Annotated in this window: 7 protein-coding genes; 6 read left to right on the forward strand and 1 reads right to left on the reverse strand. The window is 74.5% G+C overall.

What is annotated here, in order from left to right; all coding sequences use genetic code 11:
- The first annotated feature begins 14 nt into the window (after window positions 1–14).
- The 6 genes from IGA62_RS25100 (at window position 15) to IGA62_RS25125 (ending at window position 23,403) form a co-directional block, all read left to right on the forward strand.
- Window positions 15–5,012: a type I polyketide synthase gene (locus tag IGA62_RS25100; protein ID WP_145818576.1), complete on the forward strand. Its 4,998-nt coding sequence runs from the start codon at window positions 15–17 to the stop codon at window positions 5,010–5,012.
- Window positions 4,924–14,493 (forward strand): type I polyketide synthase, encoded by a 9,570-nt coding sequence (locus IGA62_RS25105; protein ID WP_408632873.1) that lies wholly within the window; start codon window positions 4,924–4,926, stop codon window positions 14,491–14,493. The genes IGA62_RS25100 and IGA62_RS25105 overlap by 89 nt, the downstream gene beginning before the upstream one ends.
- Before the next feature lie 25 nt (window positions 14,494–14,518).
- The gene (locus IGA62_RS30670; RefSeq protein WP_145818574.1) at window positions 14,519–20,002 is read left to right on the forward strand and encodes a type I polyketide synthase; all 5,484 of its coding nucleotides are present in this window, start codon (window positions 14,519–14,521) and stop codon (window positions 20,000–20,002) included.
- A 94-nt stretch (window positions 20,003–20,096) separates the two neighbouring features.
- Complete coding sequence (locus tag IGA62_RS25115) at window positions 20,097–21,152, forward strand: ABC transporter ATP-binding protein (RefSeq protein WP_145818573.1); 1,056 nt, start codon at window positions 20,097–20,099, stop codon at window positions 21,150–21,152.
- Window positions 21,149–21,991 (forward strand): ABC transporter permease, encoded by an 843-nt coding sequence (locus IGA62_RS25120; RefSeq protein ID WP_145818572.1) that lies wholly within the window; start codon window positions 21,149–21,151, stop codon window positions 21,989–21,991. Before IGA62_RS25115 ends, IGA62_RS25120 begins: the two co-directional genes overlap by 4 nt.
- An 11-nt stretch (window positions 21,992–22,002) precedes the next feature.
- Window positions 22,003–23,403, forward strand: coding sequence for a glycosyltransferase (locus tag IGA62_RS25125; RefSeq protein ID WP_145818571.1), 1,401 nt, complete (start codon window positions 22,003–22,005; stop codon window positions 23,401–23,403).
- Between the two features lie 97 nt (window positions 23,404–23,500).
- Here IGA62_RS25125 and IGA62_RS25130 read toward each other — a convergent pair whose 3' ends face one another.
- Complete coding sequence (locus tag IGA62_RS25130) at window positions 23,501–26,332, reverse strand: helix-turn-helix transcriptional regulator (RefSeq protein WP_145818570.1); 2,832 nt, start codon at window positions 26,330–26,332, stop codon at window positions 23,501–23,503.
- Between the last annotated feature and the right edge of the window lie 63 nt (window positions 26,333–26,395).

The raw sequence follows: 26,395 nt of genomic DNA on the forward strand, positions 1-26,395 counted from the left end.
GCAGGTGCGGCCCGATGAGCGACGACGACAAGCTGCGGTACTTCCTCAAGCGGGTGACCGCCGATCTGCACGACACGAAGCGCAAGCTGCAGACCGTCGAGGCCCGCGACCAGGAACCCCTTGCCATCGTGTCGATGAGCTGCCGGTTCCCCGGCGGCGTCCACTCGCCCGAGGACCTGTGGGACCTCGTCGCCGACGGCCGGGACGCCCTCACCGAGTTCCCGGACGACCGGGGCTGGGACCTGGAGTCGCTCTACGACCCCGACCCGAACAAGCCGGGTAAGAGCTACACCCGGGTGGGTGGGTTCCTCGACGCCGCCGGTGACTTCGACGCGTCCCTGTTCGGGATCTCCCCGCGCGAGGCCCTCGCGATGGACCCGCAGCAGCGGCTGCTGCTGGAGACGTCCTGGGAGGCGGTCGAGCGGGCCGGCATCGACCCGCTCTCCCTGCGCGGCACCCAGACCGGTGTCTTCGTCGGGGTCACCACCTCCAACTACGGCATGGGTCTGCCGAACGTCCCCGAGGGCGTCGACATGTACCTCGGCACCGGCAACACCACGAGCGTCGCCTCCGGCCGGATCTCGTTCACCCTCGGCCTGAACGGCCCCGCCGTCACCGTCGACACCGCCTGCTCGTCGTCGCTGGTCGCCCTGCACCTGGCGGTGAACGCGCTGCGCCGCCGGGAGTGCGACCTGGCCATCGCCGGCGGGGTCACCGTGATGGCCACCCCCGGCGTCTTCGTCGTCTTCTCCCGGCAGCGCGGTATGTCCGTCGACGGCCGGTGCAAGGCGTTCGCGGCCGGCGCGGACGGCACCGGCTGGGGCGAGGGCGGCGGTGTCCTCGTCCTCGAACGCCTCGCCGACGCGGAACGTAACGGCCACCCGATCCTCGCCGTGATCCGGGGCAGCGCCCTCAACCAGGACGGCGCGTCCAACGGTCTCACCGCGCCGAACGGCCCGTCGCAGCAGCGGGTCATCCGGCAGGCTCTCGCCAACGCCCGGCTCGGCACCGCCGACGTCGACATGGTGGAGGCGCACGGCACGGGCACCACCCTCGGCGACCCGATCGAGGCGCAGGCGCTGATCGCCACGTACGGGCAGGACCGGCCCGCCGACCGGCCGCTCTGGCTCGGCTCGGTGAAGTCGAACATCGGCCACACCCAGAGCGCCGCCGGGGTCGCCGGCATGGTGAAGATGGTGATGGCCCTGCGCAACGGCGTGATGCCGGAGACCCTGCACGTCGACGAGCCGTCCCCGCACGTGGACTGGGACGCCGGGGCGGTCTCGCTGCTCACCGAGCGTCGGCCGTGGCCGGAGCTGGACCGGCCCCGCCGGGGCGGTGTCTCCTCGTTCGGGGTGAGCGGCACCAACGCCCACGTGATCGTCGAGGAGTACCGGCCGTCCGTCACCACCGCCCCCGACGAGCAGTCGGACGGGGACGACATCGCAGCCACCGCGTCCGCGTACCGTCCCGGCCTGGTCGCGTCGGACGTGACCGTGTGGCCGGTGTCCGCGCGGACCCGGAGCGCGCTCGCCGGGCAGGCGGGCCGGCTGGCCGAATACGTGCGTGAACACGGTGACCTCGACCCGGCGGCGGTCGGCTGGTCACTGCTGGCCACCCGGTCGACGTTCGACCAGCGGGCCGTGGTCGTCGGCTCGGGTGTCGAGGAACTGCTGTCGGGTCTGGACGCGGTGGCGTCGGGCCTGCCAGCGGGAAACGTGGTGCTGGGTACTGCTGCCGGCTCGCCCGCTGGTCCGGTGTTCGTGTTCCCGGGTCAGGGTGCGCAGTCGGCGCGGATGGCGGCGGGTCTGGTGGGTCGGGTGCCGGTGTTCGACGCCCGCCTGGCGGAGTGTCAGCGGGCGCTCGCGCCTCACCTGGACGTCGATCTTGTGTCCGTGTTGACGGGTGATGACGAGTCGTGGCTCGACCGGGTGGAGGTCGTCCAGCCGGTTCTGTGGGCGGTCGGGATTGCTCTGGCGGCGGTGTGGGAGCACGTGGGTGTGACGCCTGCGGTGGTGATCGGTCACTCGCAGGGTGAGATCGGTGCGGCGTGTGTCGCGGGGATCCTGTCGCTGGAGGACGCGGCGAAGACGGTTGCTCTGCGGTCGCGTGCGCTGGCGGTTCTTCGGGGGACCGGTGCGATGGCGTCGGTGGACCTGTCTGCCGAGGCGGTCGCGGAGCGTCTGCCGGTGTTCCCGGGTGTCGGGGTGGCGGCGGTGAACGGTCCGCAGACGGTGGTCGTGTCGGGTCCGCCGCAGCCGGTGGCGGATCTGGTGGCCGCGTGTCAGGCCGACGGGGTGCGGGCGCGGATCATTCCGGTGGACTACGCCTCCCACTCGTCGGCCGTGCAGGAGGTCGCGGAGCAGCTCCGATCGGACCTGTCGGAGGTGAAGCCGCAGGCCGGTCACGTCCGTCTCGTCTCCACGCTGACCGGGGAGTGGGTGGACCCGGAGTCGATGGGTGCGGAGTACTGGTACGAGAACCTGCGGCGGACGGTGCTGTTCGACCCGGCCGTCCGGGTGGCGGTCGAGGCGGGTCACACGACGTTCGTGGAGATCTCGCCGCATCCGGTGCTGACGATGCCGGTGACCGCGATCCTCGACGACGCGGGTGTCACCGGGCACACGCTGGGCACGTTGCGGCGGGGTGAGGACGATCCGACCCGCCTGCTGACCAGCCTCGTCACGGCGTACACGACCGGGCTGCCGGTGGACCTCACGCGCGTCCTCGCCGAGACGGCGACCGTCGACCTGCCGACCTACGCCTTCGACCACCAGCACTACTGGCTGGACGGCAGCGGCGGGCCCGACCTGGAGAGCCTCGCCCAGGGCGCTGCCGACCCCGGCGACGCCGGCTTCTGGGCGGCCGTGGAGCGCGGTGACCTGGCCGCGCTCGCCAACGCGGTCACCACCGACGACATCCCCGCCGAGCAGGCCGTCGACGCGTTGCGGCCCGCCCTGCCGCTGCTCACCTCGTGGCGGCGGCAGCGACGCCGGCAGTCCGACATCGACAGCTGGCGCTACCAGGACACCTGGAAGCCGTTGACCGGTGTCGCGAACCGGGGGATGAGCGGTACCTGGGTCGTGGTGATGCCGACCGGGGACATCGTCGAGCCCTGGCAGGACGCGTGCGTCGAGACGTTGGCGGCGGCCGGAGCAAGCGTGGTGCCGGTCCCCGTCAGCACCACCGACGTCGATCGTGACCTGCTCGGCAAGCTCCTGCGGGAGGCGCTCGCCACCGGTGCCGGCACCGACGGTGGGCCCGCCGAGGTGACCGGTGTGGTGTCGCTGCTCGCGTTCGACGAACTGGTCCACCCGCTGCACCCCTCCGTACCCGGTGGCTACGCCGCCACCGTCGCGCTCTTCCAGGCCCTCGGCGACATCGGCCTGTCCGCCCCCATGTGGAGCGTCACGTCCGGTGCCGTCTCGGTCGGCCGCGCCGACCTGCTGCGGTCGCCGATGCAGGCGCTGGTCTGGGGCTTCGGCCGGGTCGCCGCACTGGAGCACCCGGAACGCTGGGGCGGCCTCGTCGACCTGCCCGAGGCGGTCGAGGAGCGCTCCGCCGACCTGCTCGTCGCGGCTCTCACCACCGCCGGCGAGGAGGACCAGATCGCCGTCCGCCCGACCGGTCTGCTCGGCCGCCGCCTCACCCGGGTCCCGCTCGGCGACAGCCAGCCCGCCAACCCGTGGGAGCCCTCCGGGACGGCCCTGGTCACCGGTGGTACCGGTGCCCTCGGCGGGCACGCCGCCCGCTGGCTGGCCCGCAGCGGGGTGGAGCACATCATCATCGCCAGCCGGCGCGGCATGGCCGCACCGGGTGCACAGCAACTGGTCGACGACATCACCGCCCTCGGTGCCCGCGCCACCGTGGTCGCCTGCGACGCGTCCGACCGGGACGCCCTGGCGGAGCTGATCGACGGCATCCCCGACGAGCAGCCCCTCACCGCGGTCGTGCACGCCAGCGCGGTGCTGGACGACGCCCTGATCAACGAGATCCGGATCGACCAGATCGAACGGGTCCTCCAGGCCAAGGTCGACGTCGCGTACCACCTGCACGAGCTGACCCTCGGCCTGGACCTCTCCGCGTTCGTCATGTTCTCGTCCTTCGCCGGCACCGTGGCCAGCTCCGGCGTCGGCAACTACGCGCCGAGCAACGCCTTCCTCGACGCGCTCGCCCAGCACCGGCGGGGCCTCGGCATGCCCGCCACCTCCATCGCCTGGGGCGCCTGGGCCGGCGGTGGCATGGCCGAGGGGCCGTTCGGTGAGCTGCTGCACCGGCACGGCGTTCCGGAAATGTCCCCGGAGGCCGCGATCACCGCCCTGCACCAGGCGGTGGACCACGGCGAGCCGGCCCTCACCATCGCCGACATCGCCTGGGAGCGGTTCGCCGTCGCTTTCACCGCGACCCGTCCCGGCCCGCTGATCAGCGACCTGCCGGACGTCCGTCGGCTCCAGGCGAACGAGCACGTCGGTGCCGGCACCGAGATCTCCGACGGTCCCGACTCGTTGCGGGAACGGCTCGCCGGGCTGCCCGCCGCCGACCGGATGGCCGTGCTGCTCGGGTTGGTCCGGGGCCAGGTCGCCGCCGTCCTCAACTACGCCTCGGCGGAGGCGGTCGACGAACAGCGGGCGTTCCGGGAACTGGGATTCGACTCCGTCACCGCGGTCGAGCTGCGTAACCGGCTCGGTACGGTGACCGGAGTGGCCCTCCCGGTCACGCTGGTCTTCGACTACCCGACCCCGACCACCCTCGCCGAGTACCTCTTCGCCGAGGTGGCCCAGGAGGACGTGGTGACCCCGACCGTGCTCCTCGACGACCTGGACCGCATCGCCGACAGCCTCGACGTGGTGGTGGGTGACGAGGCGGCCCGGGTCCGGGCCACCGTCCGCCTCCAGGCGATGCTCTCGCGGCTCGCTCAGGGCGGTGGCGGCGGCGACATCGGCCGGCACCTCGACGACGCCACCGACGACGAACTGTTCGCGATGGTCGACAAGGATCTCGGCATCTCCTGACCCGCCCCGGCTCTCCCGCCACCCACTCCGGCTCTTTCGTCCCCTGCGAGGAAGCGGCTCCGACATGGGCAATGAAGACAAGCTCCGCGACTACCTCAAGCGGGTCATGGCTGACCTCCACGACACTCGTCGACGGCTCAGCGAGGTCCAGTCCCAGGAACTGGAGCCGGTGGCGATCGTGGCGATGAGCTGCCGACTTCCCGGCGGGGTGCGAAACCCGGACGACCTGTGGGAGCTGCTGCGGGACGGCCGGGACGCCGTCACGTTGTTCCCCGACGACCGGGGCTGGGACCTGAAGCGGCTCTACCACCCGGATCCCGACAACCCGGGCACCTCGTACGCCCGGGAAGGCGGGTTCCTCGACGGAGCCGGTGACTTCGACGCCCGCTTCTTCGGCATCTCGCCCCGCGAGGCCCTCACCATGGACCCGCAGCAGCGGCTCCTGCTGGAGACCGCCTGGGAGGCGGTCGAGTCCGCCGGCATCGACCCCGCCTCGCTGCGCGGCAGCCGGACCGGGGTCTTCGTCGGCACCAACGGGCAGGACTACGGCACCCTGCTGATGATGTCGCCGGACGGGGACGAGGGTCACTCGATGACCGGAGGCGCGGCGGCCGTCGCGTCCGGACGGGTGTCGTACACGCTGGGGCTGGAGGGGCCGGCGGTGTCGATCGACACGGCCTGCTCCTCCTCCCTGGTGGCGCTGCACCTCGCCGTGCAGGCGCTCCGCGCGGGCGAGTGCGAGCTGGCCCTGGCCGGTGGGGTCACCGTGATGGCGACCCCCGGGCTCCTGGTCGGCTCCAGCAGGCAGCGTGCCCTGTCTCCCGACGGCCGGTGCAAGTCGTTCTCCGCCGGGGCGGACGGTGCCGGATTCTCCGAGGGCGTCGGCTGGCTGCTGGTGGAGCGGCTGTCGGACGCCCGGCGCAACGGCCACCGGGTCCTGGCGGTCGTGCGGGGCAGTGCGGTCAACCAGGACGGCGCGTCGAACGGCCTGACCGCCCCGAACGGGCCCGCGCAGCAGCGGGTGATCAGCCAGGCCCTCACGTCGGCCCGGCTCTCCACCACCGACGTGGATCTGATCGAGGCGCACGGCACGGGTACCCGCCTCGGCGATCCGATCGAGGCGCAGGCTCTGCTGGCCACGTACGGGCAGGACCGCGGGGACGCCACCCCGGTGCTGCTGGGTTCGGTGAAGTCGAACCTGGGCCACACCCAGGCCGCCGCCGGTGTGGCTGGTGTGATCAAGGTGGTGCAGGCGATCCGGCACGGGCTGGTGCCGCCGTCGTTGCACGTGGACGAGCCGTCGCCGCACATCGACTGGTCGGCTGGTGCGGTGGAGTTGGTGACGCGGGCGCGGCCGTGGCCGGTGGTGGATCGTCCGCGTCGGGCGGCGGTGTCGTCGTTCGGGATCTCCGGCACGAACGCGCACGTGATCATCGAGCAGGCGGACGAGTCCGTCGACGAGACGGTCGAGACCCGCGACCGGGCTCCGGGCCTGGTCGGCTCGGGCCTGACCGTCTGGCCCGTGTCGGCTCGGACGAAGAACGCCCTCGCTGGCCAGGCCGCCCGCCTCGCCGCACACGTGCGCGCACAGGACCAGGCGGACGTCGCCGCGCTGGCCTGGTCCCTGGCGACGACCCGCGCCAGCCTCGACCAGCGGGCCGTGGTCGTCGGTTCCGGTGTCGAGGAGTTGCTGTCGGGGCTGGACGCGTTGGCGTCGGGTGTGCCGGCGGGGAATGTCGTGACGGGTCTGGCGGGTTCGTCTGCTGGTCCGGTGTTCGTGTTCCCGGGTCAGGGTGCGCAGTCGGTGCGGATGGCGGCGGGTCTGGTGGGTCGGGTGCCGGTGTTCGACGCCCGCCTGGCGGAGTGTCAGGACGCGCTCGCCCCGTATCTCGACGTGGATCTCGTCTCGGTGTTGACGGGTGATGACGAGTCGTGGTTGGAGCGGGTGGAGGTCGTCCAGCCGGTTCTGTGGGCGGTCGGTGTCGCTCTTGCTGCGGTGTGGGCGCACGTGGGTGTGACGCCTGCGGTGGTGATCGGTCATTCGCAGGGTGAGATCGGTGCGGCGTGTGTCGCGGGGATCCTGTCGCTGGAGGATGCGGCGAAGACCGTGGCGTTGCGGTCGCGTGCGCTGGCGGTTCTTCGTGGGACCGGTGCGATGGCGTCGGTGGACCTGTCTGCCGAGGCGGTGGCGGAGCGTCTGCCGGTGTTCCCGGGTGTGGGTGTGGCGGCGGTGAACGGTCCGTCGACCGTGGTCGTGTCGGGGCCGCCGCAGCCGGTGGCGGATCTGGTGGCCGCGTGTCAGGCCGACGGGGTGCGTGCCCGGTTGATTCCGGTGGACTACGCGTCGCATTCGCCGGCGGTGCAGGAGGTCGCGGAGCAGCTGCGTGTCGATCTGGCTGACGTCGAGCCGCGCAGTGGCAGGGTCCGGCTGGTGTCCACGCTGACCGGGGAGTGGGTGGTCCCGGAGTCGATGGGTGCGGATTACTGGTACGAGAATCTGCGGCAGACGGTGTTGTTCGACCCGGCGGTCCGGGTTGCGGTGGCTGCTGGTCACACGACGTTCGTGGAGATCTCGCCGCATCCGGTGTTGACGATGCCGGTGACCGGGATCCTGGACGACGCGGGTGTCTCCGGGCACACGTTGGGCACGTTGCGGCGGGGTGAGGATGATCCGACCCGTCTGTTGACCAGTCTCGCGACCGCGTACGCGATCGGTCTGTCGGTCGATTTGCGGCGGGTGCTGGCGGAGACGGCGATCGTCGACCTGCCGACCTACGCCTTCGACCACCAGCGCTACTGGCCGGCACCGCCGATCTTCGTCCACCAGGACGACGAGGAGCCCGACCTCGACCAGTGGCGCTACCGGGTCACCTGGGAGGTGCTGCCCGACCTGCCGCTGACGCGGCTCTCCGGCACCTGGCTCGTCCCGATCCCCGCCGCCCTGGCCGATGACCCGCTGGTCACCGGTGTGCTGGGCGCACTCGGCAACGTCGGTGCGGACGTCGTACCCGTGCCGCTGGACGTGACCGACGAGCAGCCGGCGTTCACCGACCGGCTGCGCGCGGCCCTCCCCGCCGACGGCCCCGCCGCCGTGCTCTCCCTGCTCGGCCTCGACGAGCGGGCCCACCCGGAACACCCGGCGACCCCGCTCGGCGTGGTCGGGACCGCCCACCTGGTGCAGGCGCTCGGCACGCTGGGCGTGGAGGCCCCGCTGTGGTGCGCCACCCGGCGGGCCGTCGCCGTCGGTGCCGGGGACGCGCCGCCGGCCCCGTCGGCCGCCGCCGTCTGGGGGTTCGGTCGGGCGGTCGCACTGGAACACCCCGGTCGCTGGGGCGGACTGGTCGACCTGCCGGCCGACCTCGACCCGGGTGCCGGGGCGCGGCTCTGTGCGGTCCTCGGCGACAGCCACGGCGAGGACCAGGTCGCCGTCCGGGAGACCGGCGTCCTCGTCCGCCGCCTCACCCGGATCACCGAGCCCGAGCCGGCCGGCACCGACCCCGGTGACGGCGGCTGGGAGATGCGCGGCACCGTGCTGATCACCGGGGGAACCGGCGGACTCGGCGGACACATGGCCCGCTGGGCGGCCCGCTCCGGCGCGGCCCACGTCCTGCTGGCCAGCCGGCGCGGTCCGGACGCGCCGGGCGCCGCCGACCTCGCGGCGGAGCTGACCGACCTGGGAGTCCGCGTCACCGTGGCGCCCTGCGACGTCACCGACCGGGCGCAGCTCGCCGCCCTGCTGGCGGCCGTGCCCGACGACGCCCCGCTCACCGCCGTGCTGCACACCGCCGCCGTCCTCGACGACGGCATCGTCGACACCGTCACCCCGGCCCGGCTGCATGCCGTCGCCGCGCCCAAGTGCGCCGCCGCGGAGCACCTGGACGAGCTGACCCGGGACCTCGACCTCGACGCCTTCGTCCTCTTCTCCTCCGTCGCCGGCACCACCGGCAACGCCGGGCAGGGCGCCTACGGGGCGGCGAACGCGTACCTCGACGCCCTCGCCGAGCGGCGCCGGGCCGAGGGACGCCCCGCGCTCTCCGTCGCCTGGGGCGCCTGGAGCGGAGCCGGCCTGCCCGCCGAGAACGAGCGCGCCCGGCAGCGGCTCCAGCGCGGCGGGATGACCGCCATGGACCCCGAGCTGGCCGTGGAGGCGCTTGCCCGGGCCCTGCGGCGCGGCGAGATCACCACGGTGATCGCCGACATCGACTGGACCCGGTTCGCCCCGGCGTTCGCCCTGGTCCGCCCCAGCCCGCTGATCGGTGACCTGCCGGAGGTGCGGCAGCTGGCCCGTCCGGCAGAGCAGCCGGCCGACGTGGTGGAGGACACGCCGTCGTCGGCGTTCGCCCAGCGGCTCGCCGGGCTCAGCCCGGCCGAGCGGAACGCGGAACTGCGGGACCTGGTCCGGCAGTGCGCGGCCACCGCCCTCGGCTACGGGGCGGCCGAGGACGTCCCCGCCACCCGTCCGTTCCGGGACCTCGGGCTGGACTCGCTGACCGCGGTGGACATGCGGAACTTCCTCGCCACCGCGACCGGTCTGCGGCTGCCGGCCACCCTCGCCTTCGACTACCCGAACCCGACGGTGCTCGCCGCGCACCTCGACGAGCTGCTCACCGGGACCACCGTCGACACGACCGCGCCGGTCACGGCGGCAGTCTTCGACGAACCGATCGCCATCGTCGCGATGAGCTGCCGGTTCCCCGGCGGGGCGGACACGCCCGAGCGGCTGTGGCAGCTGCTCGCCGCCGGGGGCGACGCGGTCGGGGAGTTCCCCACCGACCGGGGCTGGGACCTGGACCGGCTCTTCGACGCCGACCCCGCCAACGAGGGCACCAGCTACGCCCGCGAGGGCGCCTTCGTCCCCGGGGCCGCCGAGTTCGACCCCGCCTTCTTCGGCATCTCGCCGCGCGAGGCACTCGCGATGGACCCGCAGCAGCGGCTGCTGCTGGAGACCTCCTGGGAGGCGATCGAACGGGCCGGCATCGACCCGCAGGCGCTGCGGGGCAGCGCCACCGGCGTCTTCGTCGGCACCAACTACCAGGACTACCGCAACCTGATGATCGGTGCCGAGGGCGCCGAGGGGCACCTGATGACCGGCAACGCCGGCAGCGTGCTCTCCGGTCGGGTGTCCTACACGTTCGGGCTGGAGGGGCCGGCCGTCTCGGTGGACACCGCCTGCTCCTCGTCACTGGTGGCGCTGCACTGGGCCTGTCAGGCGCTCCGCTCGGCCGAATGCTCCCTCGCCCTGGTCGGCGGGGTCACCGTGATGGCCACCCCCGGCGTGTTCGTCGGCTTCAGCCGGCAGCGGGGGCTGGCCCCGGACAGCCGGGTCAAGGCGTTCGCCTCCGCCGCCGACGGGACGAGCTGGGGTGAGGGCGCCGGCATGCTCCTGGTGGAGCGGCTCAGCGACGCCCGGCGCAACGGCCACCCGGTACTCGCGGTGATCCGGGGCAGCGCGGTCAACCAGGACGGCGCGTCCAACGGGCTCACCGCCCCGAACGGCCCCGCCCAGCAGCGGGTCATCCGGCAGGCGCTCAGCAACGCCCGGCTCACCGCGACCGACGTCGACGCCGTGGAGGCGCACGGCACCGGCACCCGGCTCGGTGACCCCATCGAGGCGCAGGCGCTGCTCGCCACGTACGGGCAGGACCGCCCGGACGACCGGCCGCTCTGGCTCGGGTCGGTCAAGTCGAACATCGGCCACACCCAGGCCGCGGCCGGCGTCGCCGGGATCATCAAGATGGTCCTCGCCATGCGGAACGGCTATCTGCCGCCGACCCTGCACGTCGACGAGCCCACCGACCAGGTGGACTGGAGCGTCGGCGCGGTCGAACTGCTCACCGAGGGCCGGCCTTGGCCGCTGACCGGCCGGCCGCGCCGCGCCGCCGTCTCCTCCTTCGGGATCAGTGGGACCAACGCCCACACCATTCTCGAACAGGCCCCGGAACCGGCCGTGCCGGTCCTGTCCCCGGCCGAGCTGCCACTGGTGCCGGTGCTGCTGTCCGCGCGTACCGCCGCGTCACTGGCCGCCCAGGCCGGCCCGTGGGCCGACCGGCTCACCGGCCCGGAGGCGGCACCACTGGTCGACGTCGGCTGGTCGTCGGCGGTGTCCCGGGCCGCGCTGGAGCACCGGGCAGTCGTCCTCGCCGCCGACCGGTTGGAGTTGCGCGCCGGGTTGCGGGCGTTGGAGCGCGACGACGACTCCGCGTTGCTGGTCACCGGGGTGGCCACCGGCACGCCGAAGGTGGCGTACCTCTTCTCCGGGCAGGGGGCACAGCGCCCCGGCATGGGCCGCGAGCTGGCCGGGGCGTACCCGGTCTTCGCCGCCGCCCTGGACGAGGTCTGCGCGGTCCTCGACCCGCACCTGCCCCGGCCGCTGCGCGAGGTGATGTTCGCCGAGGCCGGCACGGCCGAGGCCGACCTGCTGGACCGGACCGAGTTCACCCAGCCGGCGATCTTCGCCGTCGAGGTGGCGCTGTTCCGGCTGCTGACCTCGTGGGGACTGCGTCCCGACGCGGTCGCTGGCCACTCCATCGGCGAGTTCGCCGCCGCCCACGCCGCCGGGGTGCTCACCCTGGCCGACGCCGCCGAGCTGGTCGCCGCCCGGGGGCGGCTCATGCAGGCGCTGCCCGACGGCGGGGCGATGCTCGCCGTCGCCGCGCCCGAGGCCGACGTGCTCGCCAGCCTCGGCGACCGCGCGGACCGGGTCTGCGTGGCCGCCGTGAACGGTCCGAGCGCGGTGGTGCTCTCCGGGGCCGCCTACACGGTCGGGGAGATGGCCGCCGAATGGGCCGCGCGGGGCGTCCGGACCCGCCGGCTGGCGGTCAGCCACGCGTTCCACAGCCCGCTGATGGACCCGGTGCTCGACGACCTCGCCGCCGTCGCCGCGCGGCTGCCGCACCACGCCCCGGCCATCCCGCTGGTCTCCACGGTCACCGGTGCGCCGGTCGACGTGGCGGAACTGGGCACGCCCGACTACTGGGTGCGGCACGCCCGGGGCACGGTGCGCTTCGCCGACGCGGTCACCGCCCTGCGCCAGCAGGGCTGCACCGGGTTCGTGGAGGTCGGCCCGGACGGGGTGCTGACCGCCCTCACCCAGGCCGTCCTCGCCGACGGCGGGTCGACCGGCGGTCGGTCCGCGCTGGTGGTACCCACCCTGCGCCGGGACCGTCCGGAGCCGGCCGCCCTGCTGCGGGCGGTCGCCACGCTGCACGTGCACGGCTGGTCCCCGGACTGGCCGGCCCTCTACGCCGACGCCGAACCGCAGCTCGCCGACCTGCCCACCCACGTCTTCGACCGGCAGCGCTACTGGCCCGAACCGCCCGCGTGGCTCACCGCGCCGGTCGACGACCGGACCGAGACGGACAGCCGGTTCTGGGCGGCAATCGAGGCTGAGGACTTCGACTCGCTGCTGCGCGAGCTGGAGGTCGACCGGGACCAGCCGTTCGGCACGGTGCTGCCGGCCCTGTCCGCCTGGCGGCGGCGCGGCCGGGAGCGGTCCCTGGTGGACGCCGCCCGCTACCGGGAACTCTGGCAGCCGCTGGCCGCGCCGGCCACACCGTCGGCGGCGACGCCGCAGCGTTGGCTGGTGCTGCTGCCCGCCGCCCTGGCCGCCGACCCCGACCTGGACGCCTGCGTCCGGGCGCTCGGCGCGGACGTGACCACCGTGCCGGTGGACACCACCGTCGACCCGGACGAGCTGGTCGGCGTCCTGCACGACGCGCTCGGTCGCATCGACCAGCCCGTGTCCGTCCTGTCCTTCCTCGGCCTGGACGTCGCCTCGCACGCCGAGTACCCGGCGTTGCCGCGTGGCCTCGCCGCGACCGTGCAACTGCTGCACGCGATGAGCGACCTCGACGTGGCGGCCCGGCTCTGGTGCGCCACCCGGGGCGCGGTCGGGGTCGCCGACGGCGACGCGCCGGTCAGCCCCCGGCAGGCGGCGCTGTGGGGGCTGGGCCGGGTGGCGGCGCTGGAGCAGTCCGCCCGCTGGGCCGGGCTGGTCGACCTGCCGGCCACGATGGACGCCGGGGCAGCGACGCGGCTCGCGGGACTGCTCACCGGCGGTGTCGCCGAGGACCAGCTCGCCGTCCGCGACGACGGGGTGTTCGTCCGCCGGCTCGCCCCCGCCGCCACCGTCGGCGAACCCGAGCCGTGGCGGCCCCGGGGCACCGTGCTGATCACCGGGGGCACCGGTGCGCTCGGTGGGCACGTGGCCCGCTGGGTGGCCGGCGCCGGCGCCGAGCGGGTCGTGCTGACCAGCCGGCGCGGCACCGACACGCCCGGGGCCGCCGAGCTGCTGACCGAACTGGAGGCGCTCGGCATCGACTGCCGGGTGGCCCGCGCCGACGCCGCCGACCGGTCCGCGATGACCGACCTGGTCGCCGAGCTGCGGCGGGAGGGCCCGCCGCTACGGGCGGTGGTGCACGCCGCCGGGGTCAGCGAGGTGGTGCCGCTGGCCGACACCACCCTGGAGGACCTGGCGTACGTCGTCGGCCCGAAGCTGGTCGGCGCGGAACTGCTCGACGAACTGCTCGACGGCGTCGAGCTGGACGCGTTCGTGCTCTTCTCGTCGATCGCGGCCGTGTGGGGCAGCGGCGGCCAGGGCGCGTACGCGGCCGGCAACGCCTACCTGGACGCCTTCGCCCTCCGGCGGCGGGCGCGGGGACTGGCCGCCACGTCGGTGGCCTGGGGCCCGTGGACGGAGTCCGGCATGTTCGACGACAGCGGGCCCGAGCAGCTGCGCCGCCGCGGCCTGCGGGTGATGCCGCCCGGCGTGGCGATGGCCGGACTGCGGCACGCCCTCGCCGTCGGGGACGCCTGCGTCACCGTCGTCGACATCGACTGGGCCACCTTCCACCCGCTGTTCACCGCGCTGCGGCCCAGCCCGCTCCTGGCCGACCTGCCGGCCGTGCGGGAGCTGACCGCCGGTCCCGCCGAGCCGACCGGGGCCTCCGCTACGGTCGGCCGGGACCTGCTCGCCGAGCTGCGCCCGCTGCCCGCCGCCGAGCGGCGCGGCAGCCTCCTGGAGATGGTCCGGGTGACCGCGGCGAAGGTCCTCGGCCACTCCACCGCGGACGCCGTCGACACCGAACGGGGTTTCCTGGACCTCGGGTTCGACTCGCTCACCGCGGTGGAGCTGCGTAACCTGCTCAGCGCCGAGACCGGGCACGAGCTGGCCACCACGGTCGTCTTCGACTATCCGACCCCGGCTGACCTCGCCGGCCACCTCTACGAGGAGCTCTTCGGCGACGACGAGAGTGAGCCGGCCGACGGTGGCGACGACGAGACGGTCCGGGGGGTCCTCGCGGCGATCCCGCTGGACCAGCTGCGCCGGGCCGGACTGCTCGACCCGTTGTTGCGGCTCGCGCGGGACACCACCCCGGCGGAGCCGGCTCCGGTCGCCGCCCCGGCCGCCCCGGAGGCCGAGATCCGTGAACTCGACGTCGCCAGTCTGGTCCGGCTGGCCCTCGAAGGCTCCGACTCGTGACCCGGCCGGCCCTGAGGAGGATCCGATGAGCGTCTCACTGGACGAGGTCGTCAGCGCGCTGCGCGCGTCCCTGCTCGACAACCAGAAGCTCAAGCAGCAGAACCAGCAGCTCACCGCCGCGCTCAGCGAGCCGGTGGCGATCATCGGCATGAGCTGCCGGTTCCCCGGCGGGGTCCGGTCCCCGGAGCAGCTGTGGGAACTGGTCACCACCGGCACGGACGCGATGGCCCCGTTCCCCGCCGACCGGGGCTGGGACCTCGACGCGCTCTACGACACCGACCCGGACAGCCGGGGCACCTCGTACGTCCGGGAAGGCGGGTTCCTGCACGACGCCGGGGACTTCGACCCCGCGTTCTTCGGCATCTCGCCGCGCGAGGCCCTCGCCATGGACCCGCAGCAGCGGCTGCTGCTGGAGACCGCCTGGGAGGCCTTCGAGCGCGCCGGGATCGACCCCACCACGCTGCGCGGCACGTCCACCGGCGTGTACGCGGCCACCAGCAGCCAGGGCGACTACGCGGCCCTGCTCGCCGGGGTCGGCGGTGGCGTGGAGGGCTACCTCGGCACCGGCAGCGCGGCCGCCGTCGCCAGTGGCCGCATCGCGTACGCCCTCGGGTTGGAGGGACCGGCGGTCACCGTGGACACCGCCTGTTCGTCGTCCCTGGTCGCACTCCACCTGGCCGCCCAGGCGCTGCGGCTGGGGGAGTGCACCCTCGCCCTGGCCGGCGGGGTGTCGGTGATGGCCACCCCGACGGTGTTCGTCGAGTTCTCCCGCCAGCGTGGCCTCTCCACCGACGGCCGGTGCAAGTCGTTCGCCGCCGCCGCGGACGGCACCGGCTGGTCCGAGGGGGTCGGCATGCTCCTCGTCGAGCGGCTCTCCGACGCCCGCCGCAACGGGCACCCGATCCTCGCCGTGGTGCGGGGCAGCGCGGTCAACCAGGACGGCGCGAGCAGCGGGCTGACCGCCCCGAACGGCCCGTCCCAGCGGCGGGTCATCAACCGGGCCCTGGCCAACGCGGGGTTGACCGCCGACCAGGTCGACGTGGTCGAGGCGCACGGCACCGGCACCACCCTGGGCGACCCGATCGAGGCGCAGGCGCTGCTGGCCACCTACGGGCAGGGGCGGCCGACGGACCGTCCGCTGTGGCTCGGGTCGGTGAAGTCGAACATCGGGCACACCCAGGCCGCGGCGGGCGTCGCCGGAGTGATCAAGATGGTGCTCGCCATGCGCCACGGTCTGCTCCCCGCCACGCTGCACGTCGACCGGCCCACTCCGCACGTCGACTGGTCGGCCGGCGCGGTCCGGCTGGCGACCGAGCGGATGCCGTGGCCGGACGGGGACGGCCCGCGCCGGGCGGGTGTCTCCGCCTTCGGGGTCAGTGGCACCAATGCGCACGCCATCATCGAGCAGGCCGCCCCGGAGGACGCCGCCGTGGCCACCCCGGCCGGGCGGCCCGCCCCGCCCGCCCCCTGGCTGGTCACCGCCCGCTCCGCCCCGGCGCTGGCCGGGCAGGCCCGCCGGTTGCTGGAGCACCTGGCCGCCCATCCCGAACTGCGCCCCGGCGACGTGGCGTACTCGCTGGTCACCACCCGGGCGGCGATGCCGCACCGGGCGGTGGTCACCGGGGATGACGCGGACGCGCTCGTCGAGGGCCTGCGGGCGGTCGCCGAGGACCGCCCGGCCCCCGGTGTGCTGCGCGGGGTGGCCCGGCCGGCCGGGAAGCTCGCCGTCCTGTTCACCGGCCAAGGCGCCCAGCGCGTCGGCATGGGCGCCGGGCTGTACCGCCGGTTCCCCGTGTTCGCCGCCGCGTTCGACGAGGTCGTGGCCGAACTCGACCGGCACCTGAACCGCCCGCTGCGGGAGGTGGTGTTCGCCGCACCGGACACCCCGCAGGCCGCGCTGCTGGACCGTACCGAGTTCACCCAGCCGGCCCTGTTCGCCTACGAGGTGGCCGCGTACCGCCTGGTCACCTCCTGGGGGGTACGGCCGGCGCACCTGCTCGGGCACTCGGTCGGCGAACTGGCTGCCGCGCACGTGGCCGGCGTGCTGTCGCTGCCCGACGCGGCGGCCCTGGTCGCCGCGCGGGCCCGGCTGATGCAGGCGCTGCCCGCCGGTGGAGCGATGCTCGCCGTCCGGGCCGCCGAGGCCGAGGTGGCCCCGCTGCTCGACGACCGGGTGGCCCTGGCCGCGGTGAACGGCCCCACGTCGGTGGTCCTCTCCGGCGACGAGGACGCGGTGCTCGCGGCCGGGGACCAGCTCGCCGCCCAGGGCCGGCAGGTCCGCCGGCTGCGGGTCAGCCACGCGTTCCACTCCGCCCGGATGGACGCCATGCTGGACGACTTCCGGGTGGTCGCCGAGAAGGTCACCTGGCACCCGCCGACCGTGCCGCTGGTCTCCGACCGCACCGGCGCGCTGCTCACCGCCGCCCAGGCCACCGACCCCGGGTACTGGGTCGAACACGTCCGGGACACCGTCCGGTTCCACCGGGGTGTCGCCACCCTGGCCGGCGCGGGAACCGGGACGTTCCTGGAGATCGGCCCCGACGCGGCGCTCACCCCGATGGCCCGGGAGTGCCTGCCCGACCTGGAGGCGGCGGCGTTCGTGCCGGTGGCCCGTCGGGACGCGTGCGAGGTGGCCGGTCTGCTCGCCGCCGTCGCGGCGGTGGACCTGCGCGGCGGCGGGGTCCGCTGGGCCGAACTCTTCGCCGGGACCGACGCCGCCCGGGTCGACCTGCCCACGTACGCCTTCGCGCACGAACGCTACTGGCCCGACCCGATCACCCTCGGCCCTCCTCCGGCCGACGCCGGGGAGGACCGGGAGTTCTGGGCCGCCGCCGAGAGCGGGGACACCTCCGCGCTGGCGGCCGTGCTCGGGGTCGACGCCGACCGGGGTGAGGCACTCCGGGCGGTACTGCCCGCCCTGGGCGCCTACCGGGACCGGCGTCGTCGGGTGTCCCGCGTGGACGGCCTGCGGTACCGCGCCGGCTGGGTACGCGTCGAGCCGCCGACCGGGCCGGTCCCGGCCGGGCGCTGCCTGGTCGTCGTGCCGGCCGGTGCCCCGGTGGAGCCGGTGCTGGCGGCGCTGCGCGCCGAGGGCTTGTCCCCGGTGCCCGTGCCGGTCCGCTCCGGCGACGACCCGGCCGACGCGGTCCGGGCGGCGCTCGGCGCGGATGCCGAGGCTCCGGCGCGGGTGGTGTCCCTGCTCGACGCGTTCGACGACCGGTCGGGCACCGCCGTGCTGGCCGACACCGCCGGCCTGGTCCGCGCCCTCGCCGACACCGCGACCGTCACCGGGTTGTGGTGCGTCACCCGTGGCGCGGTCGCCGTCGACGCCGACGATCCCGCGCCCTGCCCCGCCGGGGCGTCCGTCTGGGGGCTGGGCCGGGTGCTGGCGCTGGAGCAGCCCCGTCTCTGGGGCGGCCTGCTGGACCTGCCCGCCGGCCCCGACCAGGTGGACCTCGACGCGCTGGCGCGGGTCGTCGCTCGCGGTGGGGACGAGGACCAGGTCGCCGTCCGCTCCGGCGTGCTGCACGCCCGGCGGCTGGAACACGTCCCAGCCGGTCCGGCCGCCACGGGTGTGGCGTGGCGGCCCCGGGGCGCGGTGCTGGTGCACGGTGCCGCGCCGGTGCGCGGCCCGCACGTGCTGCGCTGGCTCGCCAGGTGGGGCGCGACCCACCTCCTCCTCGCCGGGGCCCCGGTCTCGGCCGAGCTGACCGCCGAACTGGCCGCCGCCGGCGTCGACGTCACCACGGTCGCCGATCCGGCCGCGCTGCCGGCGGCGCTGGACCGGCTCGACGCGGCCGGTGCCCCGGTGTGCACCGTGCTGCACCTGGTCGACTCCAGCGGGCCCGGCGTCCCGGTCGCCGCCGTCGAACCGGTCGCCCTCGCCACCGCGGTCGGCGAGGACGTCGCCGCCGTGGCCGCGCTCGACGCCGCCTGCGTCGGCCGGCCCGTCGCCGAGTTCGTCGTCTTCACCTCCACCGCCGCCACCTGGGGAGGTGGCGGCGCGGCCGTCGCCGCCGCCACCGGCGCCGCGCTGGAGGCCCTGGCCGCCGCCCGCCGGGCCGCCGGCCGACCGGCCACCGTGGTCGCCTGGGCGCCCTGGGCCGACGAGGTCGCCGAGCCGGGCCAGCTGCGGCGGCGGGGCATCCTGCCGCTCGACCCGGACCTGGCCGCCGACGCGCTGCTGCGGGCGGTCGAGGGCCGCGACGACGCGGTCGCCGTGGCCGACGTCGACTGGCCCGCGTTCGTGCCGGCCTTCACCGCCGTGCGCCCCGCGCCGCTGCTGCGCGGCGTTCCCGAGGCGGTGGACGTCGACCGGGCCGCCGGGCGGCCCGCCGGGACGGCGACCGACCCGGCCCGTGCCCTGCGGGACCGGCTGGCCGCTGCCTCGGCCGCCGACCGGCACCGCATCCTGCTGGACCTGGTCCGGGCGCACGTGGCCACCGTGCTCGGGCACGCCTCGCCCGGCGCGATCGAGGCCGACCGGGACTTCTTGGAGTTGGGCTTCGACTCGCTGACCGCGCTGGAGCTGCGCGACGCCCTGCGCCAGGACACCGGGGCGGAGCTCTCCGCCACCCTGCTCTTCGACCACCCCACCCCGGCCGATCTGGCCCGGCACCTGCTCGGCCGGATGCTGGGCGACGCGGCCGGCGACGCGCCGGCCGAGGGGGCCACCGCGGAGGGCGCGGGCGGCATCCTCGGCGCGCTGTTCCGCCAGCCGAAGGCGCGCGAGGACGCCGCCGGGTACGCCGAACTGCTGGTGAAGCTCGCCCAGTTCCGGCCCAGTTTCACCGAGCCGGGACAGCTCACCCGCCCGGCCGGGATCCTGCGGCTCGCCGAGGGGCCGGGCACCCCGGTGGTCTGCTGCTGCACCATGTCGCTGCTCTCCGGCGCCCACGAGTACGCCCGGTTCGCCGCCGGGCTGCGGGGCCGGCGTGACGTGTGGGCACTGCCCAACCCGGGATTCGGGGTCGGGGAGGAACTTCCCGCCGACCTCGACGCGCTGCTGCGGGTGCACGCCGACACCGTGCTGCGCACCGTCGGCGACGGCCCGTTCGTGCTGGCCGGGCACTCCGGCGGCGCGATGGTGGCCAACGTGCTCGCCCGGGAGTTGGAGCGCCAGGGCCGCCCGCCGGCCGCCGTGGTGCTGATGGACACCTACCCGGCCGACAGCGAGGTGCTCGGCGGCTGGACGAGCCAACTGCTCGACGGAATGGTCGAGCGGGACAGCGCGTACACCCCGATGGACGACCACCGGGCCACCGCGTGGGCCGGCTACCTCCCCCTGTTCCTGGACTGGCGGCCCGCGCCGATCGAATCGGCCACGCTGCTGGTCCGGGCCAGCGAGCCGCTGGGGGAGTGGTCCGGCGAGCCGGACGGGTGGCGCTCCCGGTGGCCGTACCCGCACGAGGCGGTGGACGCGGCGGGCGACCACTTCACGATGGTCGGCGAGCGGGGTCCCGACCTCGGCGTGACCGTGCACGAATGGCTGGCCGGGCGAGATCTGTGAGGCCGGCGGGGCGTGCCCCTGGCATCCCCCTAGCACCCCCTATCGAGGCGACGAACAACTGTCCCACCGGGACCCAGGACGGGAGCATGACGACGTGGACGACGCAGTAGTGGTCGAGGAGCTGGTCAAGAAGTACCGGCCCGACATGCCGCCGGCGGTGGACGGGCTGAGCTTCTCCGTCACCGCGGGCGAGGTCTTCGGTCTGCTCGGGCCCAACGGCGCGGGCAAGACGACGACGATCGGGGTGCTGACGACGCGGGTCCGGGCCACCTCCGGCCGGGCCGTCGTGTGCGGCGCGGACGTGCTGGGCGCACCGGCTGTGGCGCGGAAGCTGCTGGCGGTCGTCCCGCAGCGGGTGAACCTGGACCGGTCGCTGACCGTCCGGGAGAACCTGCTCTTCCACTCGGCGTACCACCGCATCCCCCGGGCGCAGCGGCTCCGCCGGGCCGACGAGCTGCTGGAGCAGATGGGGCTCGCCGAGCACGCCAAGTCCCGGACCGACTTCCTCTCCGGTGGCCTGGCGCAGCGCACCATGATCGCCCGCGCGCTCATGCACGAGCCCCGGGTGCTCTTCCTCGACGAGCCCTCCGGCGGCCTCGACCCCCAGTCGCGGCTCTTCGTGCACGACCGGATCGCCGAGCTGAAGCGGGCCGGGGTCACCGTCGTGGTGACCACCCACGACATGGACGAGGCGGAGAAGGTCTGCGACCGGGTCGGCATCGTCGATCACGGCAAGCTGCTCACCCTCGGCACGCCGGCCGCGCTGACCCGGACCCTGCCGGGCAGCAGCACGCTGATCCTGGTCGTCGCCGCCGGCGCCCCCGCCGAGGAGGTGCAGGCCGCCCTGGACAACATCCCGGACGTGGAGCGGGTGGAACGGCTGCGTCCCGGCGGCGCCCCGGCCGCGCCGGCCGCGGGCATGCCGATGATGCCGGGCATGCCCCCGATGCCGACGCCGGCCCCGCAGGTCACCGCCGACCCGGACACCACGCTGTCGTTCCGCCTCTACACCTCGGGGGCCCCGGCCAACGCGGTGCCGATGGCGTTGAAGATCCTGACCGACCTGAACTGCGCGGTCAGCGACCTCAGCATCGGCCAGCCCAGCCTGGAAGACGTGTTCATCCACCTGACCGGAAGGGAACTTCGGTGAGCGTCACCGCCCCCGTCACACCGTCCGCGCCGACGTCCGCCGCGACGCCCCCGCCGGTGCGCTGGTCGGACCAGTTCGCCACCTTCCGCGCGGTGCTCTGGCGCGACCTCTTCGTCACCAGCCGGGGGGAACTGGTCGGCTTCGTCGCCCAGGTTCTCATCCAGCCGCTGTTCATGCTGCTGATCTTCGGCAAGGTGCTGGGCGACCTGGGCTACGCCAGCGACAACTTCGCCAACGTGCTGCTGCCCGGCGTGATCGCGCTCAACGCGTTCCTGATCGGCCTGGAGAACACCGCGCTGCCCATGGTGATGGACTTCTCGTTCACCCGGGAGATCGAGGACCGGTTGCTGGCCCCGATGGCGATCCCGCTGGTGGCCATCGAGAAGATCGTCTTCGGCGCGATCCGGGGTCTGATCGCCGGCCTGCTGCTCATCCCGATCGGGATGCTGATGCTCGGCGTGACCTGGCCGCTGTCGACGGTGCTGCCGGTGCTCGGTGTGCTGGTGGTCGGTTCGCTGGTCGGCGCGGCCATGGGGCTGACCTTCGGCACGCTGGTCCCGCCGAACCTGATCCAGATCATGTTCACCGTGATCATGACGCCGCTGATGTTCACCGGCGCCACCCAGTTCCCGCTGCGCGGGCTCGACTCGATGCGCTGGTTCCAGGTGATCTGCGCGCTCAACCCGCTCACCTACGTCAGCGAGGCCACCCGGTCGCTGGTCGCGCCGCCCGGGGTCGAGTCGGTGCCGCTCTGGCTGGACCTGCTGGTCCTGACCGTGGTGTTCGTGTTCTTCACCCTCACCGGAATCCGTGGCTTCATGCGCCGGGCGATGGACTAGGGGGGACGACGGTGACGACGTTCGACGAACGTCCGCTGCTGATCGTCAGCTCGGGAAGCGCCGGGCTGTTCAACCCGCTGCTCACCCTGGCCGGCGAGCTGAAGCGCCGGGGCGTCGGGTCGGTCCGGTTCGCCTGCACCGACGAGCGTCGGGCCGACATCGAGGCGCTGCCCGGCGACGGTGACGTACGGTTCCTGTCGCTCGGGCCGGCCCGGCTCGAGATGCGCCCCGAGCACTGGGACGACGAGAAGCACCAGCGGATGTCCACCGGGTCGCGGGTGGAGAACTTCGTCAGCTACGTCGACGCCTCGACCGACCACGACCACCTCCACCACCTCTACGAGCGGTGCCTGGAGCTGGTCGACGAGGTGGAACCGGCCCTGGCCGTGGTGGACTCGTTCGCCACGTACGGGATGGACGCGGCGACCACCCGGGGCGTCCCGTACGTCGTCAGCGTCTCCGTGCCGCCGTCGAACTTCCTGCAGGACAGTCTCCCGTCGGCGTACCCGACACCGCTGTCCGGCCTGCCGCTGCACATGAACCCGAGCCAGCGGGCCGCCAACGACCGCCACCGGGCGGCGTTGCTGGCCGCCCTGACGGAGCCGGACCGGTTGGCGCGCAGCACCGCCGCCGCCGAGCGCCGGCGGGCCGCCGGGATCAGCAACGCCGAGCTGAGTCCCAGCCGGTACGCGGACGCCGCCCAGGCCCTGCTGGCCTACACGGTGTTCGGTCTGGAGTACCCGTTCGACACCGCCCCGGCGAACCTGCGCATGGTCGGTTCGATGGTGCGGCCGGACGTCACGCCGAGCCCGGAGGGCGCGGAGCTGCGCGCATGGCTCGACGCCCACCCGTCGGTGGTCTACATCGGTTTCGGCACCATCATGCGGCCGTCGGCCGCCCAGGTGGCCGCGCTGGTCGAGGTGGCCGCCCGGCTCGGGCCCGAGCACCACGTGCTGTGGAAGCTACCGGCCGGGCGGCAGCACCTCCTCCCGCCGGCCGGGGACCTGCCCGCGAACCTGCGCATCGAGTCGTGGCTGCCCTCGCAGGTCGAGGTGCTGGCACACCCGAACGTGCGGGTGTTCTTCAACCACGCCGCCGCCAACGCGATCCACGAGGCGGCCTGGTTCGGGGTGCCGCAACTGGTGATGCCGTTCTGGCTCGACTGCCACGACGGCGCGGTCCGGGTCGTCGACGCCGGCATCGGGCTCGCCGCCGAACAGGAGGACCCGCTGGACGTCGAGGACGTGGTCGCCAAGCTGCACCGGTTGCTGACCGATCCGGTCTTCCGGCACCGGGCGGAGCTGTGGCGCGGGCGGCTGCGGCAGGCGGGCGGCGTCGTCGCCGCCGCCGACCTGGTGCTGCGGCTGCGGGCCACGGCGGCCGACCGGACTCCCGCCCCGGTGGCGGTCTGACGCCCACCGAGGTCGCGACCGAGGGTGTCACCCACCGACCGCACCCACGACGACGGGGCGCGCACCGGGAGCACCCGGCACGCGCCCCGTCGTGGTGTCAGGTCGCCGCGCCCTGTACCTCCTCGGCCAGCGGCTCCGCGTAGGCGACGAGCCGGGCCGGCAGGTCGGTGCGGCGCTTGACGTCGAGCTTCCGGTAGACCCGGGTGAGGTGCTGCTCGACCGTGCTCACCGTGATGAACAGCTTGCTGGAGATCTGCCGGTTGGTGTGCCCCTGGGCGGCGAGCGCGGCCACCCGCCGTTCGGCCTCGCTCAGCCCGTCCTCCGGCTCGGGCGTCTCGGCCGGCGGGTACGCCGGCAACCCGCCCGGCTCGCGGCGGACCAGCCGTTGGGCCAGCACCGGCGCCCCGCAGTCCTGCGCGAGGTGGTAGGCCCGGCGGACCAGCAGCCGGGCCTGCGCCCAGTCGCCGGCCCGTTGCAGGGTCTGCCCGGTGTCGCCCAGCGCCCGGACCAGCTCCAGCCGGTCGCCGCAGTTCTGCAGCAGGTTGACCGCCTCGGAGAGCAGTTTGCGCCGGTGGTCCGGGGCGGCGGTGGTGGCGAGCAGCCGGAGCGTACGACCACGGGTCCGCTCGTCCACGCCGTGCGGCACGCGCAGCTGCTCCTGGAGCAGCTGGGTGGCGTGCGCCTTGTTGCCCACGCTGAGCTGCACCCGGGCCAGCTCCAACCGCCAGGGGACCAGGCCAGCGACGTCGATGCCCCACGTCCGCATCAGTTCCCCGCAGCGGCGCAGGTCGGCCGTTGCCGCGTGGGCCCGGCCCAGCGCCAGGTGGTGCCGGCCCCGCGCGGCCAGGTAGTGCACGCCCAGCGGGGTGCGGAACGCGCCGGGCGGCACCGGCTGGGCCAGCCACTGGTCGGCCTCGCCGTGCCGGCCGGACTCCGTCGCGCAGGCGATCAGGGTGGCCAGGGGGCCGGCCGCGGCCACCCCCCAGGCCGGGACGGGCAGGTCCTCCAGCGCCGCCCGGGCGTGCTGCTCGGCGCTGGACAGGTCACCCAGACGCAGGGCCGCCTCGGCGCGCAGGGCGCGGATCACCGCCCGTACCACCGGAGTGTGCCGCACCGCCGGACGGTCCAGCAGCGCCGCGCTCCAGACCGCCACCCGGTCCGACCGGCCCGACCAGAGCAGCGCCAGCAGCGGGGCCGTCAACACGGGGAGGACGCCGTCGTCGGTGTGGTGCCGGTGCAGCAGCTGCTCGGCGGTGGCCACCGCGTCCTGCTCGGCGGCGGGTGTCAACGCCGAGCCGAGCACGGTCAGGGCGTGCAGTTGCAGGTGACCGACGGCGGGCAGGACCGGCATCCGACCCCCCGCGGCGACCGCCTCCCGTACCGCCGGGAGGTGGTCGGGGTGGGAGAGGGAGAGCATCAGCCGCATGGCCCGCAACCGACTGGCGTCGGCCGAGTGGCCCTGGTCGTCGTCGGTGACGCAGCCGGCGATGGCCTCGCCGGCCTCCTCCGCACGGCCCTGCCAGAGCAGGTACGGCACAGTGGACAGGGTCGCGTCGGCGGGCCAGCCGGCGTCCCGGGCCGTCCGCACCAGCTGGGTGAGGTGTCCGTTGACCGTCAGCGGGTTGACCTGCCACCGGGCGTTGATCAGCATCGCCGTGGTGGTGGTGCGCTGCTGGTCGTCCACGTCGGCCCGGCTGACCAGCCGGAGGCAGGCGGCGGCCTCGTCCGGTCGTCCGGAGGCCAGGGCGTGCGCGGCGGCGTCCTGGAGCACCGGCACGGTCCAGGCGGCTCCCGCCCAGCCGGCGGCGACCAGGTGCTCGGCCACCGTACGCGGGTCGACACCGTGTTCGTGCAGCACCTCGGCGGCGCGCTGGTGCAGACCCCGGCGCTCCTCCGGGGACATGTCGGCCAGGATGGACCGCTGGATGCGGGGGTGTCGCAGCTGGTCGCCGTTCATCAGCCCGGAGGTGCGCAGCACCCGCACGGCGGGTACGACCGACTCGGGCACGATGTCGAGCAGGTGGCCCAGCAGCTCGTTCGGCGCGGGCCGACTGAGCACCGCCAGGGCCTGCGCCACCCGCCGGACCCCCGGCTCGTGGCGGTAGAGGCAACCGAGCACCGCCTGGTCGAAGGCGTCCCCGAAGGTGGTGTCGGGGGCGGGGTCCTCGTCGGACTCTTCGCGGAGCTGCTCGTCGATGAGTGCCCGGGTGAGCAGCGGGTTGCCGCCGGTGACGTTCAGGCAGCGCTCGGCGGTCTCCCGTGCGGCGGCCTCGGCCCCGCCGTCGACCAGCTGGGCGATCGCCTCGACGGTCAGCGGCGGCAGGGTGATCCGGGTGAAGTGCGGCTGACTGAACAGCTCGGCCCGGAAGTGCGGGTGCGGCGGACGGAGCATCTTGGCCTCGGTGAGCACCACGACGATCGGGGCGTGCCGCAGCCGGCGGGTGACGTACAGCAGACAGTGCAGGGTCGCCGGGTCGGCGTGGTGGACGTCGTCGATGGTCAGCACCAGCGGTCCGGGCTCGGCCAGGTCGAGCAGCGCGTTGAACAGGCCGTGCAGCACCGGCGCCCACGCCCGGTTGCACGCCGACGACTCGTCCGTCGTCTCCAGGCTCGCCTCGAGCAGGGGGACGACGGACGGGGCCTCCCGCATCAGGTTCTCGATCCGCTCCGCGGTCTCCGGGCCGAGCCGCGCACTGTGGAACAGCTGCCCCAGCACGCCCAGATGCAGTCCGCGTTCCGCCCGGGAACCCGCGGCGCTGAGCACCCGCCCGCCAGCGTCGGCCGCCCATTCGCCGAACGCCTCCAGCACGCTGGTCTTGCCGCTGCCCACCGCGCCCGTCACGAGCGAGACGTGTCCCCGTTGCTGCTTCTCGCACATCCGGAAGGCTTCCCGCAGCCGGGTGATCTGTTCCTCTCGCTGCACCAGCACCGTTTGTGTCAGCCTTTCTCATACGCGGTGCCGCACAGGTCACGTCGCCCGGCACCGCCCCCC

It is taken from the genome of Micromonospora sagamiensis (assembly GCF_014680085.1).
In the GTDB taxonomy this organism is placed as follows: Bacteria; Actinomycetota; Actinomycetes; order Mycobacteriales; family Micromonosporaceae; genus Micromonospora; species Micromonospora inyonensis.